The organism is Gordonia asplenii (assembly GCF_012933505.1).
Classification (GTDB): Bacteria; Actinomycetota; Actinomycetes; order Mycobacteriales; family Mycobacteriaceae; genus Gordonia; species Gordonia asplenii.
This window is the reverse complement of the sequence record NZ_JABBNB010000003.1, coordinates 164,744-180,820: the sequence shown is the minus strand read 5'-3', so window position 1 is coordinate 180,820 and position 16,077 is coordinate 164,744. Positions and strand designations below refer to the sequence as shown.

At 67.1% G+C, this 16,077-nt stretch carries 11 protein-coding genes and 1 tRNA gene; 4 read left to right on the top strand and 8 right to left on the bottom strand.

Annotated features, from left to right (window positions below; all coding sequences use genetic code 11):
- Window positions 1-267 precede the first annotated feature (267 nt).
- A complete protein-coding gene (locus HH308_RS04090) occupies window positions 268-816 on the bottom strand; it encodes a YbhB/YbcL family Raf kinase inhibitor-like protein (protein ID WP_170192892.1) in 549 nt (182 codons plus the stop codon).
- A 20-nt stretch (window positions 817-836) separates the two neighbouring features.
- On the bottom strand, window positions 837-2,180 hold the full coding sequence (locus HH308_RS04085; RefSeq protein ID WP_170192891.1) for a M20/M25/M40 family metallo-hydrolase: 1,344 nt from the start codon (window positions 2,178-2,180) through the stop codon (window positions 837-839).
- 116 nt (window positions 2,181-2,296) lie between these two features.
- Here HH308_RS04085 and HH308_RS04080 point away from each other — a divergent pair.
- A tRNA-Leu gene (locus HH308_RS04080) sits at window positions 2,297-2,385 on the top strand.
- Between the two features lie 72 nt (window positions 2,386-2,457).
- Here the strand turns inward: HH308_RS04080 and HH308_RS04075 are convergent.
- The 3 genes from HH308_RS04075 to HH308_RS04065 all read right to left on the bottom strand — a co-directional run bounded on the left by HH308_RS04075 (window position 2,458) and on the right by HH308_RS04065 (window position 7,664).
- The gene (locus HH308_RS04075; protein ID WP_170192890.1) at window positions 2,458-4,311 is read right to left on the bottom strand and encodes a putative bifunctional diguanylate cyclase/phosphodiesterase; all 1,854 of its coding nucleotides are present in this window, start codon (window positions 4,309-4,311) and stop codon (window positions 2,458-2,460) included.
- Window positions 4,312-4,538: 227 nt separating this feature from the next.
- Complete coding sequence (locus HH308_RS04070) at window positions 4,539-6,017, bottom strand: sodium:solute symporter family protein (protein ID WP_170192889.1); 1,479 nt, start codon at window positions 6,015-6,017, stop codon at window positions 4,539-4,541.
- Window positions 6,018-6,056: 39 nt separating this feature from the next.
- A complete protein-coding gene (locus HH308_RS04065) occupies window positions 6,057-7,664 on the bottom strand; it encodes a thiamine pyrophosphate-binding protein (protein ID WP_170192888.1) in 1,608 nt (535 codons plus the stop codon).
- A gap of 147 nt (window positions 7,665-7,811) precedes the next feature.
- Between HH308_RS04065 and HH308_RS04060 the strand changes: the two genes are divergently transcribed.
- The 3 genes from HH308_RS04060 to HH308_RS04050 are packed head-to-tail and all read left to right on the top strand — an operon-like array spanning window position 7,812 to window position 10,515.
- Window positions 7,812-8,837, top strand: a complete 1,026-nt coding sequence (locus HH308_RS04060) for a nucleoside hydrolase (RefSeq protein ID WP_170192887.1) — start codon at window positions 7,812-7,814, stop codon at window positions 8,835-8,837.
- 21 nt (window positions 8,838-8,858) lie between these two features.
- Window positions 8,859-9,809, top strand: coding sequence for an LLM class F420-dependent oxidoreductase (locus tag HH308_RS04055; protein WP_170192886.1), 951 nt, complete (start codon window positions 8,859-8,861; stop codon window positions 9,807-9,809).
- Window positions 9,810-9,819: 10 nt separating this feature from the next.
- Window positions 9,820-10,515 (top strand): MgtC/SapB family protein, encoded by a 696-nt coding sequence (locus HH308_RS04050; protein ID WP_246284198.1) that lies wholly within the window; start codon window positions 9,820-9,822, stop codon window positions 10,513-10,515.
- Window positions 10,516-10,844: 329 nt separating this feature from the next.
- Here the strand turns inward: HH308_RS04050 and meaB are convergent, their stop codons facing one another.
- The 3 genes from meaB to HH308_RS04035 are packed head-to-tail and all read right to left on the bottom strand — an operon-like array spanning window position 10,845 to window position 16,057.
- The gene (meaB, locus tag HH308_RS04045) at window positions 10,845-11,831 is read right to left on the bottom strand and encodes a methylmalonyl Co-A mutase-associated GTPase MeaB (RefSeq protein ID WP_170192885.1); all 987 of its coding nucleotides are present in this window, start codon (window positions 11,829-11,831) and stop codon (window positions 10,845-10,847) included.
- The gene (gene scpA / locus HH308_RS04040; protein WP_170192884.1) at window positions 11,832-14,093 is read right to left on the bottom strand and encodes a methylmalonyl-CoA mutase; all 2,262 of its coding nucleotides are present in this window, start codon (window positions 14,091-14,093) and stop codon (window positions 11,832-11,834) included.
- Complete coding sequence (locus tag HH308_RS04035) at window positions 14,093-16,057, bottom strand: methylmalonyl-CoA mutase family protein (RefSeq protein WP_170192883.1); 1,965 nt, start codon at window positions 16,055-16,057, stop codon at window positions 14,093-14,095. The genes scpA and HH308_RS04035 overlap by 1 nt, the downstream gene beginning before the upstream one ends.
- Window positions 16,058-16,077 lie beyond the last annotated feature (20 nt).

Sequence of the window (16,077 nt, the reverse complement as noted above, 5' to 3'; positions counted from 1 at the left end):
CCCCGAGTGCCGAAGCGAGGCACGAGCTTCGGTGTAACGAGGGGTCTGGCGAGACGACGTCCACAAAGCAACCCAATCCCACTGAACCCGTGCGGCTTTCAAGTGCCGGCTATGGTGGCCGTCGTGCCGACTTCGGCCGACAGACGTCTCGATACACCGTAGCTCGTGCATCGCTACGGCACTCGACGAGCGGGCGGAGTTTCCCAGAGCAAACGAGCGCACCGAGCTCCGCTCGCTCAATCAGCACCTGAAGCCCGCCCAGGCGAGCTAGACGTCCTCGGAGGTCTGCTCGTAGGTTCCGACGATCACCGCACGGGCGATCGCGTGCGAGAACAGATTGAAACCCAGGTACGCGGGCGTCGCGCCGTCGGGCAGGCCGAGCGACTCGACGTCGACCGCGTGAACCACGACGAAGTAGCGGTGCGGGCCGTGCCCGGGCGGCGGAGCGGCGCCGACGTAGCGCTTGAGCGCCGCGTCGTTCGCGAGCGTCACGGCGGCGTCGGGCAGGCCCGAGCCCGTCTCATCGCCCGCGCCCTCCGGCAGCGTGGTCACCAACGCCGGGATGTCGGCGACGGCCCAATGCCAGAAGCCCGACGCCGTAGGTGCGTCGGGGTCGTACACCGTCACCGCGAAACTCTTTGTTTCCGAAGGGAATCCGCTCCACGACAGCTGCGGTGAGTCGTCGTTGCCGCCGGCCCCCATGAGCCCGGACACCTGCGGGTTCGCCAGCGGCGCACCGTCGGTGACGCTCGTGGAGGTCAGTGTGAAGGTCGGCAGCGCAGGCAGCGCCGCGTACGGATCGAACGAGGAGGCCATTGGGTCAATCACCTGAACTTTCAGCTGTGAAGGAGAAAATGCTCAAACACCTTGGTACCGAACAGAACTGCGTCTACCGGCACCCGTTCGTCGACGCCGTGGAACAGCGCGGCGAAGTCGAGTTCGGGCGGCAGCTGCAGCGGCGCGAAGCCGAAGCAGCGGATCCCGAGTTTGGCGAAGGCCTTGGCATCGGTCCCGCCGGAGAGCATGTACGGCACCGTCTTACCGTCGGGGTCGTGGGCGAGGATCGCGTCGTTCATCGCGTCGACGAGGTGACCGTCGAAGGTCGTCTCATACGAGTCCAGGTGCGTGATCCACTCCCGAGTCACGTTGGGCCCCAACAATTCGTCGATCTCGGCCTCGAACTGCGCCTGGCGTCCGGGCAGGACCCGGCAGTCGACGACGGCGGTCGCGGTCTGCGGGATGACGTTGGCCTTGTAGCCCGCCGAGAGCATCGTCGGGTTGGCGGTGTCACGCAACGTGGCACCGATGATGCGGGCGAGGTTCCCGAGCTTGAACAGGCTCGTCTCCAGATCGGGGGCGTCGGGCGAGAGATCCATCCCCGACTCCGCCGACACCACGGCCAGGAATTCGGCGACGGAATCGGAGATGACGAGCGGGAAGGTGTGCTGCCCGATACGCGCGACCGCAGCGGCGACCTCGGTGACCGCGTTGTCCGCGTGCAGGAACGAACCGTGCCCGGCGGTGGCCGTGGCGGTCAGGCGCATCCACGACAGCCCCTTCTCAGCCGTCTCGACGAGATACAGGCGCCGCTGCCCGCCGTCGGGTCGATCGACGGTCAGCGAGAATCCACCCACCTCGCCGACCGCCTCGGTGATGCCCTCGAACAGGTCGGGCCGGTTGGCGACGAGCCACTGCGATCCCCACGTTCCGCCCGCCTCCTCGTCGGCGAGAAAGGCGAACACCAGATCGCGGGGCGGCACGGTGCCGTCGCGTTTGAACTGTCGGGCCAGCGCCAGCACCATCCCGCACATGTCCTTCATGTCGACCGCCCCGCGGCCCCAGACATAGCCGTCCTTCACCGCGCCGGAGAACGGGTGCACGCTCCAGTCGGCGGGCTCGGCGGGCACCACGTCGAGGTGCGTATGGATCAGCAGCGCGCCCTGCGTCGACGCCGGGTCTCCGGCGAGCCGCGCGAAGACGTTACCGCGGCCGGGCTGGCCCGACTCGACGTAGACGGTGGTGTAGCCGACCTCTTCGAGTTGCTGGGCCACCCACTTGGCGCACTCCTCTTCCCCGCGCGTGGTGGCGAGCTCGCCGGTGTTCGAGGTGTCGAACCGAATGAGTCGGCTCACCAGGTCCACCACTTCGTCGACTGCCGTTGGGGTGCTCACGGTTGTCATTCTTACCCCATCGGTCCGACACCGGGAGCACCGATACGCAACCACGACCGCAAACATGCCTCCGACCTGCCGATTTGGGTTATCGCCGCATCCTCGGTTAATGTTGTCGAGCGCTCGTCCGAGTGGCGGAATGGCAGACGCGCTAGCTTGAGGTGCTAGTGTCCTATTAACGGACGTGGGGGTTCAAGTCCCCCCTCGGACACCACGAGAACCGCATACGAGAACTCTCTCGTATGCGGTTCTTTTCGTTCTGGGAGACACGCTCTCAATCTCCTGCTCAGCCGCCGGGCGCGTCGCCCGCGGTCAGGTAGTGCCGGATCAGAACGTCCCACAGCTCGTCGACCGAGACCGCCTTGCCGTATCGGTAACCCTGGCCGTACTGGCAGCCGAGTTGACGCAGGGCCGCCTCCTCCGCCTCGGACTCGATTCCCTCGGCGACGACGTCGACCGCCAACGCCCTGCTCAGCGCCATGATCGCCTCGACGAACACGCGGGCGTCGGTCTCAACGTCGCGGACGAACGACGAATCGATCTTGAGGGTGTCGACGGGCAGTTTGCCCAGATATCCCAACGACGCGTAGCCGGTGCCGAAGTCATCGAGGGAGAGCCGGATTCCCGCCTCCGACAGGGTCGTCAGTGAACGCAGCGCCCGATCCATGTCTTCGACGAGAAGATGCTCGGTTATCTCGATGCGGACCGCCGACCGGGGGATGCCCGCGTCGTCGATGGTGGCCAAGATCAGCGCGGCGAAGTCGTCGTTGAGTATCTGCATCGGCGACACGTTGATGCTGACGTACAGATCGTCGACGCCGAGTTCCGCGCGGAGCCGTGCGAGGTCCCGGCAGGCGATGTCGCACACGGTCCGGCCCAACTCGTTGATCAGTCCCACGCGCTCGGCGACGCTCACGACGCGCACCGGCGACACGGTCCCGAGTTCGGGATGCGTCCACCGCAGCAGAGCCTCCACGCCGACGATCCGGCGCGTCGGAAGATCGACGATCGGCTGGTAGCCGACCCAAAGCGCGTCCGATTCGAACCTGAGCGCGGCGTGGAGTGCCTGCGCGAAGTCGAGGTCGTCGCCGGCTGAATCCATCGAGGGTTCGAACACCACCGACTGTGCCCGACCCCGCGACTTCGCCGCGAGCACGGCCAGATCCGCTTCGCGCATGATGAGACGCGCCTCGTCGGCGCGCCCGCGCGACAGCGCCAGCCCCGCGGACCCACGCAGGTGGAACAGCTGCCCGCCGGTGGCGAACGGTTCCTGCCACAGGGATTCGACGCGCTGCCGCAGATCACCGACGTCGTTGACGGAGGCGTCGACGACGGCGACGAACTCGTCGCCGCCGAAGCGACCGATCGCAGCCGCACGCGGCAAGCAGTCCCGCAGTCGCTCACCGACCGCCGCGAGGATGTCGTCGCCGGCATGGTGTCCGAGGGTGTCGTTGACGAGTTTGAAATTGTCCAGGTCAAGAAATATGACGACGACCGCGACGTTGCGCGCGATCAGTGAGTCGAGGACGGCTTCGAGATGGCGTCGGTTGGGCAGCCCGGTGACGGGATCGTGGATGGCCTGCACCCGGATCCGCTCGACCGCGACGTCGTGCAGAACGCGGCCCAACAGCGTCATCCCGATCATCGTGGCGGTGACCATGGTCCAGATCCGGATCGACGTCCACTGGCCGATCGCGCCGACGGTGACGACCAACGACACACCGATGCACAACGAGGACACCACCGTGTGCCGGATTCCCGCCGCGGCACCGAAAACGATGACGACGACGGGTGTCGTCCATAAATAGAAGGCCGCGGTGCCGCTCGCATAGGCGTCGAGGAGATACGCGCGAGGAAAGGCCATGTGGCCGGCGGACACGATGACGGGGACCGTTCCCATCGCGACCTCGAGCGGCCAGCGACCACCGGAGTTCGCGATCCGCCACAACCATGCGGCGACGAGTGCGATCGCCAGACCGCACATCGCGACGATCAGCTTTCCACTCATCGGAAACTGCGACGGCGCCCACGACCAGATCTGCGCGACGATCGCGCCGAGGAGCATCGTGTAGACCACCCAGCGCGTGACCTTGCGATACTCGGCATCGGTCCAGCCGGCAGTCGCGCGGCGATCCGGCACTGGCGGACCTCCTTTGAACGTCTGCGACGTGTTGCGTCCCACTCTCCCGATTGGTGGGACACTACCAATGCCGGGCCCGCAAGCCGCACTCCGGCCGGTGTCTCGACCAGGCGCAACGTCAGCCTCGGCGGTGACACGGCAGGAACATGACCCGCGATGCGCGGACTCCCCGGTGAGGAACCTCGACCGGGGAGTCCGTGTCTACCAGAGCCGGTCGACCGATGCGATCAATGCGTCGGCTGATCAACCTGCTCGGGCACCGCTCGTTCTTCGGCTCCTGTCGATCGCCGAATCCATACGTTCATCACCTCCGGCGGCGTCGGCTCGGTCACCAGACTGCCGATCAGATAGGCTGCCAGCCCGCCGACGAGGCCCACATAGATCGGTTCGTTGGCGTAGATGTCGCCCATCACGATCATTGTGCCGAGCGTTCCGACCACGCCGACCGCGATGGCCGCGACGACACCGGTGTTGGTTCCCCGCCGCCATACCAGGCCGCCGATGATCGGCACCAGCAAGCCGCCCACCAGGATGTCGTAGGCGACGGTGAGGGCCGCCACCACATCCTGCAGCACGCAGGCGATCGCTATCATCACCGCGCCGAAGATCGCCACCAGCAGCCGGTTGCCGCCGACGTGATCATCGGCATCACCTTGTGCCGCAGCGTCTTTCGCGGGCGTGCCGGTGCGTCGGATACGAGTCCAGATGTCCTGACCGAACACCGTCGCAGTCGCGATGAGCGCGCCGCTCGACGTCGACATCACAGCGGCCAGAGCTGCTGCCAGAACGAGGCCCGCCAGCAGGGACGGCATGGTGAACTCGACCACCTGCGCGAATGCGTCGTCCTTGGCGTCGAGGCGCGGCAGGATCACCTTGGCGCACATACCGATCAGCGCACCCGCGACCGCGTACAGCAGGCAGTAGACGCCGGCACCGGCACCCGCCCACTTGGCGACCCCGGGACTGCGCGCGGTGAAGACGCGCTGCCAGATGTCCTGACCGATGAGCAGGCCGAAGGTGTAGACGACGAAATAGGTGACGATCGTGCTGCCGCCGATCGTCGTCAGCGACATGGCGTCTGCGGGCAGATGCGCTTTGAGACCCGACAGGCCACCGGCCTTGGACCACACCATGGGCAGCAGGATGAAGAAGATGCCGATCGTCTTGATCACGAACTGCACGAAATCGGTCATCGTGATCGACCACATGCCGCCGAGTGTCGAGTACGCCACCACCACCGCGCCGCCGATGAGGATGGACACGACCTTGCTGGTCCCGAACAGGGCACCGAAGATCGTGGCGTACGCGATGGTCGACGTCACCGACAGCATCAGCGTGTACATGAACATCACGATGCCGGAGACCAGCGACGACCCCGGTCCATACCGCAACTCCAGCATCTGGCTGACGGTGTAGACCTTGAGCCGTTGGATGCGCCCGGCGAACAGCAGACTCAGTGCCAGAATTCCGACACCGATGGCGATCACCAGCCACATTCCGGAGATTCCGTATTGATAGCCGAGTCCCACGCCGCCGATGGTCGACGCCCCGCCGAGCACGATCGCGGCCATCGTGCCGGAGTACAGCATCGGCCCGAGTCGTCGGCCGGCGACCAGAAAGTCCGATTTCGTTGCGGACTTCTTCTTTCCCCAGAAGCCGAACGCGATCATAGCTGCTAAGTAGACGATGACTACTGCGACATCCATTGCTCTCCTTTGTTTGACATGTCGAACGGGTTGATCGGCCTAGATCAGTGCCCGTATGTCGAGGTGGATGAGGGTCGGGCCGTCGGCGGCCAACGCCACGCGCACGGCTTCGGTCAGGTCGGTCGGTTCGGTGAGCCGAACACCGTTGGCGCCGAAGGCGATCGCCATCGCGGCGAAGTCGGGAACTGCCAGATCGACACCGATCGGTTCGATGGCCCGAATGGCTTCCTGACCCTTGATCTCGGCGTATCCACCGCTGTCGACGACGACGATCGGCAAGGTCAGGCGTAGTTCGACAGCCGTGATCAGCTCCTGCACGGAGAACATGAACGCACCGTCGCCCAGCACGGTCACGACCGGTCGCGCCGGCTCGGCGAGCAGCGCGCCGATGCCGGCCGGCAGGCCGTAGCCGAGGGTCGCGAATCCGGCGGTGTAGCAGAATCGACGCGGCGCGGGGACGTCGAAGAAGTGCACCGAGCCCAGGTAGGTGACCTGCGAGCTGTCGCCGGTCAGGATGCCGTCGGCGGGCAGTGCGGCGCGGACCGCCTGGTTGATGTCGGCGTAGACCCCGGCGTCCGCACGCGCCTGCGCTGCACACTCGGCGCGCAGCGCACCCGCGCGCCCGGACGGCTCGACCGGGGCGCGAGTACCGGACTCGATGGCGTCACACAGCACTTCGAGGGTCGCGGCCGCATCGCCGAGCAGGGCGACATCGGCCGCGCTGTTCTTCTGCAGTTGACCCTCTTCGATGTCGAGGCGAATGGTGACGGCGCCCTGGATGCGGCCCTCCCAGAGGTCCGAGTCGCCGAGTTCGCTGCCGACGACGAGTAACCCGTCGCTAGCCGCGGCCGCTGCGTGCAGGGCGGGTAGGCGCACCGACGCACCGACGGCGAGGGGATGTGATTCGTCGAGGACCCCCTTGCCGTTGCAGGTGGTGGCCACCGGCGCATCGAGGAGCTCGGCGAGTCGCCTGACTTGGGGTGCCGCGTCGACGGCGCCACCGCCGGCGACGATCAGCGGGGTCCGCGCCGCGGCGAGAAGGCCGGCGGCCCGCGCGATGTCGTCGGCGCCGGCGACCGGTGGCGGGGGTGTCGGCGCCACCCGCGCGACACCCGTCCACGGTTGTTCCAGCACGTCGAGGGGAACCTCGATGTGAACGGGTCGGGGTCGGCCGGTGGCGAAGAACTCGAATGCGTCGGTGACCGCGTCTGCGGCCTCATCTGCGGTGGTGACCCGGCGGCTCCATTCGACCAGCGCGTCGGCTGCCTTCGACGTCGACTTCGTTTCGTGGAGTCGCCCGATGTCGGTCCCTTCGGTTCCGACTTCCGGCCCGGGCGACACGATCAGCATGGGCTGCGACTCGGCCCACGCGGTCGCGGCCGCCGTCAACGCGTTGGTCAATCCGGGTCCGCTGGTGGTGATGACCACGCTCGGTCGCCCGGTCACCCTCGAGTAGGCCTCGGCGGCATAGCCCGCCCCCTGCTCGTGCCGCGGCGTGATCGCGCGGATACCACTCGACCGCAGGTGCCGATAGAGCTCGAGATTGTGCGTTCCGGGAATGCCGAAGATCACGTCGATACCATGTGCCGCAATAGATTCCACAATTGCGGCTCCCCCATTGCGGTGGTCGGTCTGCGTAGCGGACATGCGGGGCGACTCCATCGGTCTCAGGTTCCTGTAAGGCTCAGTCACCGGGAATGGTAATCACATCCCCCACACGCGTACGCGACGTTCTGTCAAATTCTCCGTTGAGAATTTGTCGATGCGACAACGTGAACACCTATAGTTCGAGGCATGTCTCCGGCATCGATCTTCTACGACTGCGACACCGGCATCGACGACTCCCTCGCGCTGCTCTACCTGCTCGCACAGCCCGAGTTGGTCATCGTCGGCGTCGCCTCGACAGCGGGGAACGTTCCCGCCGACGTCGTCACCGCCAACAACCTCGCGTGGCTCGACTTCACCGGCCGCGACGACATCCCGGTACACCCGGGCGCCCCCGGGCCGCTGGCCGTCCCGCTGCGCACCTGCGAGGACACGCACGGGCCACTCGGCGTCGGCTATGCCGAACTGCCAAGTCCCACAACCCTTTCCTCACACGTCGACGCCGCCGACGCATGGCTCGCCGCGGCCGACGCGCATCCGGGCGAGCTCGTCGGACTCGTCACCGGCCCGATGACCTCGCTGGCCGAAGCGATCCGTCGCGACCCCGCCCTGCCGACCAAACTGCGTCGACTCGTCATCATGGGCGGGGCCTTCCACGTCCACGGCAACACCACACCGGTCGGCGAATGGAATGTCGTCGTCGACCCCGAGGCGGCCGCCGAAGTGTTCGACGCATTCTCCGCCGACGACGCACCCAACCCCTATGTCTGTGCCCTCGACATCACCGAAACCATGATGCTGACCCCGGATCATCTGGTGCGACTCGCCGCGTCGGCCGAGTCGACGCCGTTGGAACTGCCCGACGTCGACGACGAACGCGGCATTCGCTCAGTCGCTTCGAACGCGCTCGTCCGCTACCTCGTCGACGCCCTGCGCTTCTATTTCGAGTTCCATTCGGACATGAACGAGGGGTACATCGCGCATGTGCACGATCCGTTCGCGGCAATGGTCGCGCTGGATCCGTCGCTCGTCTCGACGACCCCCGCCCGCGTCACCGTCGAACTGATCGGCACCCACACCCGCGGCATGACGGTCGCCGACGAACGCGGCATGACCGGCGAGCCCAATGCCGCGATCGTGACGTCAGCCGACTCAGAAGCCTTGCTGGACAAGCTGATTGACACGCTCAGCAGCTTTGCCCGTCGTGTCGGGTGAGTCGGGCGTAGGGTTGGCCGGGTGACTCGACTCGGTTACCAGATTCCCAACTTCACCTACCCCGGCGTCCCCGCGGACCGCCTGTTCGACACGATCGTCGCCCAGGCCAAAGAGGCCGACGAATCCGGCTTCGACACCGTCTTCGTGATGGATCACTTCTATCAACTCCCGATGATCGGCACCCCGGACAAGGAGATGATCGAGTGCTACACGCTGCTGTCGGCACTCGCTCAGCACACCTCGCGGGTGCGGCTCTCGGCATTGGTCACCGGCAACACCTACCGGGCACCCGCGTTGCTGGCCAAGACGATCACCGCTCTCGATCTGGTGTCCGGCGGACGCGCCCAGCTCGGCATCGGCGCCGGATGGTTCGAGCAGGAACACCAGTCGCTCGGCTTCGAATTCGGCACGTTCACCGACCGTTTCGAGCGGCTCGAGGAGTCGCTGCACATCGTGCTGGGCATGCTGCGCGGTGAGCGACCCAGCCTCGACGGCAAGTGGTACCAGGTGACCGATGCGATCAACAGCCCCGCACCGCTGTCGAAGATCCCAGTGATGATCGGCGGCGGCGGTGAGCGCAAGACGCTTCGGATGGTCGCTCAGTACGCCGACGAATCGAATCTCATCTGCGCGGTCGACGATATTCCGCGTAAGCTCGCCGCACTCGACGAGCACTGTGAACGCCTGGGCCGCAACCGATCTGAGATCACGGTCAGCCTGCAGACCTACGCGTGCATCGCACCGACCCACGAGGAGGCCGTCGCCGATCTCGACGCCTACCTCGAACGCAATCCCGCCGGGGCGGCACGCCGCGACGCGATGGTGGTCGGCTCCCCCGACGAGGTGCGGGCACGGTTCGAGGACCTGCTGGCTACCGGCGTCGACGGATTCTCAGTGAATCTGATGGCCAACGGTCATCTGCCGGGTCGGGTGGCGCTGCTCGGCGAGACGCTCGCCCCCATCGTCGCGTAGTCGACGATCGATGACGTCCATCTCGGCGCTCGAGGTCACTGCGCAACTCGGCGTCGCGATGCTGCTGGGAGTCGCGATCGGCGTCGAACGTCAATGGCAGGCACACAACGCCTACATACAGACGTATGCGCTGGTCGCGCTGGGGGCGGCGGTGTTCGTGATCTTCGGCGCACACAGTTTCCCCGACGTCGCGGGCGATCCGCGCCGCGTCGCCGCGCAGGTCGTCAGCGGTATCGGATTCCTATGTGGCGGAGTGATTCTCAAGCAGGGCGTGTCGATCGTCGGGCTGAACACCGCGGCGACGATCTGGGCCACGGCCGCCGTCGGCGCGCTCTGCGGCGCCGGCATGTTCGCCGCCGCGGCTGTCGCGACAGCCATCGTCTTCGTCGGCAATTTCGTGTTGCGGCCCCTCGGCGCGGTAATCGGTCGACGCGCGGTGACCCGTGAGACCGAGCAGCGCTTCCTTATCGAGGTCGACTGTCGACCCGACGCCGAGGCCGCCGTCCGCGGTGCGCTGTTCGATCGCATGCGCGCCGACGGGTTCCGGGTCGTCAGTGTCGACTCGACACAGACGGGAAGCCACGCCCGCATCAGTGCGCAGGTGAGCACCCACAACACGCGCAAAGCGTCGGTCACCGAGTCGTTGGAGTCGCTGGCAAGCCTCGGCGGCGTCGAACACGCACGGTGGGCCGAGTCGTCGGCCTAGGTGCTGCGCTCACCGGCGGTTGAGCGCGCGCAGCCCCTTCCTGTTGGTTGAGCGAGCGCAGCCCCTTCCTGTCGGTTGAGCGCGCGCAGCCCCTTCCTGTCGGTTGAGCGAGCGCAGGCCCCTGTCGGTTGAGCGAGCGCAGCGAGTCGAAACCACCGTGAGCCGAATTCGAAAGCGCCCCACAGCGGCTGGAGACAGTGGCACGGTCGGCAAACGAGGTTTCGACACGGGCCTACGCTTACGCTCCGGCCCGGCTCAACCAGCGGACGATGGCCCCGGCTCAACCAGCAGGTGCAGGCCCGACCCAACCAGCGGATGGTGGCCCGAACCTACCGGTTGTCGAACGCCGCGAGAATCTGTTGTGCCGCAAGCGCGGGTGTGAGGTCGCCCGACGCCACCGCGCCTTCGACTTGGGCCCGTACCGCGGCGACGTCGGCGCTCTGATCGAGTCGGTTGAGCATGATGTCGTGGACCATCGACCACATCCAGTCGACTTCCTGACTGCTGCGGTGGCTGTCGAATCGTCCGTCGTCGACCATCGCCTGCCGATGCGCCAGCACCGCGCTCCAGTACTCGTCGACGCCGGTGTTCTCCAGGGCGCTCATCGTCAACACCGGCGGCTTCCAGAAGGCGTCGTGCGGATAGATCAGCGATAGCGCGCCGCGCAATTCCCGTGCCGCAGCACGTGCTTCGAGCTGGTGCTTGCCGTCGGCCTTGTTCACGACGATGACATCGGCGAGCTCCAGCACACCCTTCTTGATGCCCTGCAACGAGTCCCCGGTCCGCGCCAACGTCAGGAAGGAGAAGGTGTCCACCATGTTCGCGACGGTCACCTCGGACTGCCCGACGCCGACCGTCTCGACCAGCACGACGTCGAAGCCGGCGGCCTCGACGAGCACGATCGTCTCGCGGGTCGCCTTGGCCACACCGCCCAGCGTCCCCGACGTCGGGGACGGACGGATGTACGCATCCGGATGCACCGCGAGCCGACCCATCCGAGTCTTGTCGCCCAGGATCGAGCCACCCGTACGCGTCGACGACGGGTCCACCGCCAGCACCGCTACCTTGTGACCCAGTTCGATGAGGTGCATGCCCAGCGCCTCGATCGTCGTCGACTTGCCGACGCCGGGCACACCGGTGATGCCGACGCGGAACGAGCGTCCCGCATGCGGTGTCACGGTCAGCAGCATCTCCTGTGCAGCCGCCCGATGATCCGACCGGGACGACTCGACGAGGGTGATGGCCCGCGCCAGGTCGGCGCGCCGGTCGGCCAGTACTCCCTCGGCGAGTGCCTGCGGGTCGATGACGCGTGCCAATTACTCCCCTGCCGCCGAGCTGAGCTCGTGGCCGAGACTGGTGGCCAGCTTGGTGACCAACTCGACGGCGGAGTCGGCGATCACGGTGCCCGGCGGGAAGATCGCCGCGGCGCCTGCCTCGTACAACTCGTCGAAGTCACCCGGCGGGATCACGCCGCCGACGACGATCATGATGTCTTCGCGCCCGACGTCTTTGAGCGCGTCACGCAGCGCGGGCACCAGGGTGAGGTGTCCGGCTGCCAACGACGACACGCCTACCACGTGTACGTCGTTGTCGGCGGCCTGGCCGGCCACCTCTTCGGGGGTGGAGAACAGCGGGCCCACGTCGACGTCGAAGCCCAGATCGGCGAATGCCGTCGAGATCACCTTCTGGCCTCGATCGTGACCGTCCTGCCCCATCTTCGCGACGAGCACACGGGGACGTCGACCTTCGGCCTCGGCGAACTCGGCCACGATGGCGGTAGCCGCGTCGATGTTGCTCACGTTGCCCGCCTCATGTCGATACACACCGCTGATGGTACGGATCTCGGCCTGGTGGCGGCCGAATTCCTTCTCCATGGCGTCGGAGATCTCGCCGACGGTAGCGCCATGCCGGGCGGCTTCGATGGCCAACGCCATGAGGTTGTTCTCCATACCCGGGTCAGCGGTTCCCGCAGCTCGGGTCAGATCCGCGAGTGCCTTCTCAACCGCGGCCGAATCGCGTTCGGCGCGAAGCTTTTCCAGCTTCGCCAACTGCTCGGCCCGGACCTGGGAGTTCTCGACCTTGAGGACCTCGATCTGCTCATCCGAGTCGACCTGGTACTTGTTGACGCCAACCAGCGGCTGCTGACCGGAGTCGATTCGCGCCTGGGTGCGCGCGGCGGCCTCTTCGATGCGCAGCTTCGGCAAGCCCTCGTTGATGGCCTGCGCCATGCCGCCCGCCTCTTGCACCTCGGCGATGTGCTTGCGCGCCTTGTCGGCGAGCTGCGCGGTGAGCCACTCGACGTAGTTCGAACCCGCCCACGGGTCGATCGGGCGAGTGGTGCCCGACTCCTGCTGCAGCAGCAGCTGCGTGTTGCGCGCGATACGGGCGGAGAAGTCGGTGGGCAGCGCGATCGCCTCGTCGAGCGCGTTGGTGTGCAGCGACTGGGTGTGGCCCTGCGTCGCGGCCATCGCCTCGACGCAGGTGCGCGCCACGTTGTTGAACACGTCCTGCGCGGTCAACGACCATCCCGACGTCTGCGAGTGAGTCCGCAGCGACAGCGACTTCGACGACTTCGGCTCGAACTCGGCGACCAACTCGCTCCACAGCAGACGCGCCGCGCGAAGCTTGGCGACCTCCATGAAGAAGTTCATACCGATGCCCCAGAAGAACGACAGGCGCGGGGCGAACTTGTCGATGTCCAGACCCGCGTCGAGTCCGGCGCGGATGTATTCGACGCCGTCGGCCAGCGTGTAGGCGAGCTCCAAATCGGCTGTCGCACCGGCTTCTTGGATGTGGTAGCCGGAGATCGAGATGGAGTTGAACTTCGGCATCCGTGCCGAAGTGTACGCGAAGATGTCGGAGATGATCCGCATCGACGGCTTCGGCGGATAGATGTAGGTGTTGCGGACCATGAACTCTTTGAGGATGTCGTTCTGGATGGTCCCGGCGAGTTTCTCCGGTGCGACACCCTGCTCTTCGGCGGCGACGACGTAGAGCGCGAGGATCGGCAGCACGGCACCGTTCATCGTCATCGACACCGACACGCTGCCCAGGTCGATGCCGTCGAACAGCTGCCGCATGTCCAGGATCGAGTCGATGGCCACGCCGGCCATACCGACGTCGCCCGCGACGCGGGGGTGGTCGGAGTCGTAGCCGCGGTGAGTGGCGAGGTCGAATGCGACCGACAGTCCCTTCTGGCCGGCGGCCAGGTTGCGCCGGTAGAACGCATTCGACTCGGCCGCGGTCGAGAAGCCCGCGTACTGGCGGATCGTCCACGGCTGGTTGACGTACATCGTCGGGTACGGCCCGCGGATGAACGGCGCCGCGCCCGGAATCGAGTCCAGCGGATAGGGGTGCTCCCCGGATTCGGTGACGGCGTCGCGCTGACTGCGCGTGTACACCGGCGCGACGTCGATCTGTTCGGGTGTATGCCAGGTGATCTGCTCGGCGGTGTACCCGTGCGTGCTGCTCAGCCCGTCGAGCAGGGCCGCGGTGTCGGTGTTCGACGCCGCGGCGGCCGAGTCCTCAAGCGGCACATCGGCGAAACTGCCGATGTCGGAGGTGGTGGTGTCGGTCATCAGTTAGCTCCCGCCAGCTGGTCGAGAAGGTCTGTCAAGGTACCCACCGCGTCGATGCCGACGCGCAGCGATCCGTCCGGCTTGTCACCGGCGGTATCAGATTCGCCCCGCTCGCTAGCGCTCCCGGCGGCGGTATCCGATTCGCCCCGCTCGCTCGCGCTCCCGGCGGCGGTATCCGATTCGCCCCGCTCGGCGGCGGGCCATTCGCTCAGCGGCCCGGCCAACAGCACCCGCTGCGCGCCCGCGGCACGCAGCGCGGCCAGCAGGGCCGGGCCGTCGTCGGCGTAGCGGGCCTTGGTCCCGCAGATCACGACGATCGGCGTCTCGGCGGTGACGCTGTCGGCGGTCACCGGGCCGGGATTGATGGTGGCGATGCCGCCGGCGGCGAGCAGGTTGGCCACGAAAGTGGTGCGGCCGTTGTGTTCTGCGACGCTGCCGAGCGGGGCCAGCGCGATCGACGGACGTGTGCCGGTCGCGGCGAGCATCGCGTCGGAACGGTCGCGCAACGCCTCGAAGGCCTGCGCGACACGGGACAGCCGCGGCGTCGCGAGTTCGAGATCGGTGCTCGACGCCGCCGCGTCGAGCAGGCGCTCGCCGAGGTTGGGGAACTCGTTCACGCCGGTGACCGAGGTCCGGCGATGCGCGACGTCGGTGTCGCGAGCGGCGCGCGCGGCATCGATCTGCTCGGCGATCAGGTTGTCGACCAATGCCTTCCGGTACCCGCCCGCACGCTCGACGGTCTGCAGGACCGTCCATGCGGCGGCGGCGAGATCGTCGGTGAGCGACTCGACGAACCACGATCCGCCGGCCGGGTCGAGGACGCGGCCGACGTTGGATTCTTCGAGCAGCAGCAACTGGGTGTTGCGCGCGATCCGCCGCGAGAAGGTGGCCTTCGAGGTGCGCTGTGCGGCGGGAATCGCGGCGTCGTAGCCGAGCACGGTCACCTGATCGGCGCCGCCGACACCCGCACCGAAGGCTGCCACGGTGGTGCGCAGCATGTTGACCCAGGGGTCGCGCTGAGTGAGCATCGACAGATCGGTGACCGCGTGGATGACCGCGGCACCGTCGTCGGGGGCGCCGAGGACCTGCGCGACGCGTGACCACGCCTTGCGCAGTGCGCGCAGCTTGGCGATGACGCCGAACTGGTCGTCGCCGACCGAGACCGCGAAGGTGATCTGCCGCAACGCTTCGGACGCGGTGAGTCCCGCGGCGATGAGGTCGCGCACGTGAGTCAGCGCGGCGGCGACCAGATAGCCGAGTTCTTGCGCGTCGGTGGCGCCCGCGGTGGCGAAGTCGGTGCCGTCGACCCGGAACGTCCGAATGCCGTCCAATGCGCTGACGGTCTTGGCCGCGAATGCGGTGGCCTCGGTCTCGTCGACGTCGGCGCGACCCGAGTATGCCGCCGTCAACGGCGAAAAGCCAAGGGAGGCAATGGTCGCCACGGTGGGCGTGACTGCCTGCGGAGCGTTCGCCGACGCCGCCTTCACGTCCAGGAAGGCGGCAGCGGCCGCGATGCCGTCGGCCCCGGCGTCGAGCGTCACCGGCACGAGGTCGAGGTAGACACCGGCGAAGACGTCGGCGAGTGTTGCCGGCGTGACGCCGCCGCCGACGCGCAGCCACAGGCCGCTGGCGCCGCTGTTGAACGCGTCGAGAATCGCCTCGTTGACGTCGGCGGCAGCCGACGCGTCGTCACCGTGACGCTCGGTGACCCGCCAGCCCTGTACGACGTCACGCACCGCGTCGGCGCCGCGGACGAACGGGAAACTGCCGGGCAGCCCGGGTTCGGCGGTCTCGTGGCGCCGCGTGTACAGCGGGTTGATGACCAGATCGTCACGCGTCCGCACGGCAAGCAACTCGTCCGGCGACCCGGACAACTGGTCGACGTCGACGCGCTTGCTCTTGGCGAGCACCTGCGCGGCCGAAGCCGACCACTTCTCATAGAGCGCGTCCAGCGTTTCGCTCATAAACCTCGCACCTGTCTGTC

Excerpts from the sequence above, each read along its gene's own strand:
- scpA (WP_170192884.1), bottom strand. The coding sequence starts at position 14,093 with ATGACCGACACCACCACCTCCGACATCGGCAGTTTCGCCGATGTGCCG.
- HH308_RS04065 (WP_170192888.1), bottom strand. The coding sequence starts at position 7,664 with ATGTCCGCTACGCAGACCGACCACCGCAATGGGGGAGCCGCAATTGTG.
- HH308_RS04070 (WP_170192889.1), bottom strand. The coding sequence starts at position 6,017 with ATGGATGTCGCAGTAGTCATCGTCTACTTAGCAGCTATGATCGCGTTC.
- HH308_RS04035 (WP_170192883.1), bottom strand. The coding sequence starts at position 16,057 with ATGAGCGAAACGCTGGACGCGCTCTATGAGAAGTGGTCGGCTTCGGCC.
- HH308_RS04060 (WP_170192887.1), top strand. The coding sequence starts at position 7,812 with ATGTCTCCGGCATCGATCTTCTACGACTGCGACACCGGCATCGACGAC.
- HH308_RS04050 (WP_246284198.1), top strand. The coding sequence starts at position 9,820 with ATGACGTCCATCTCGGCGCTCGAGGTCACTGCGCAACTCGGCGTCGCG.
- HH308_RS04090 (WP_170192892.1), bottom strand. The coding sequence starts at position 816 with ATGGCCTCCTCGTTCGATCCGTACGCGGCGCTGCCTGCGCTGCCGACC.
- HH308_RS04085 (WP_170192891.1), bottom strand. The coding sequence starts at position 2,180 with ATGACAACCGTGAGCACCCCAACGGCAGTCGACGAAGTGGTGGACCTG.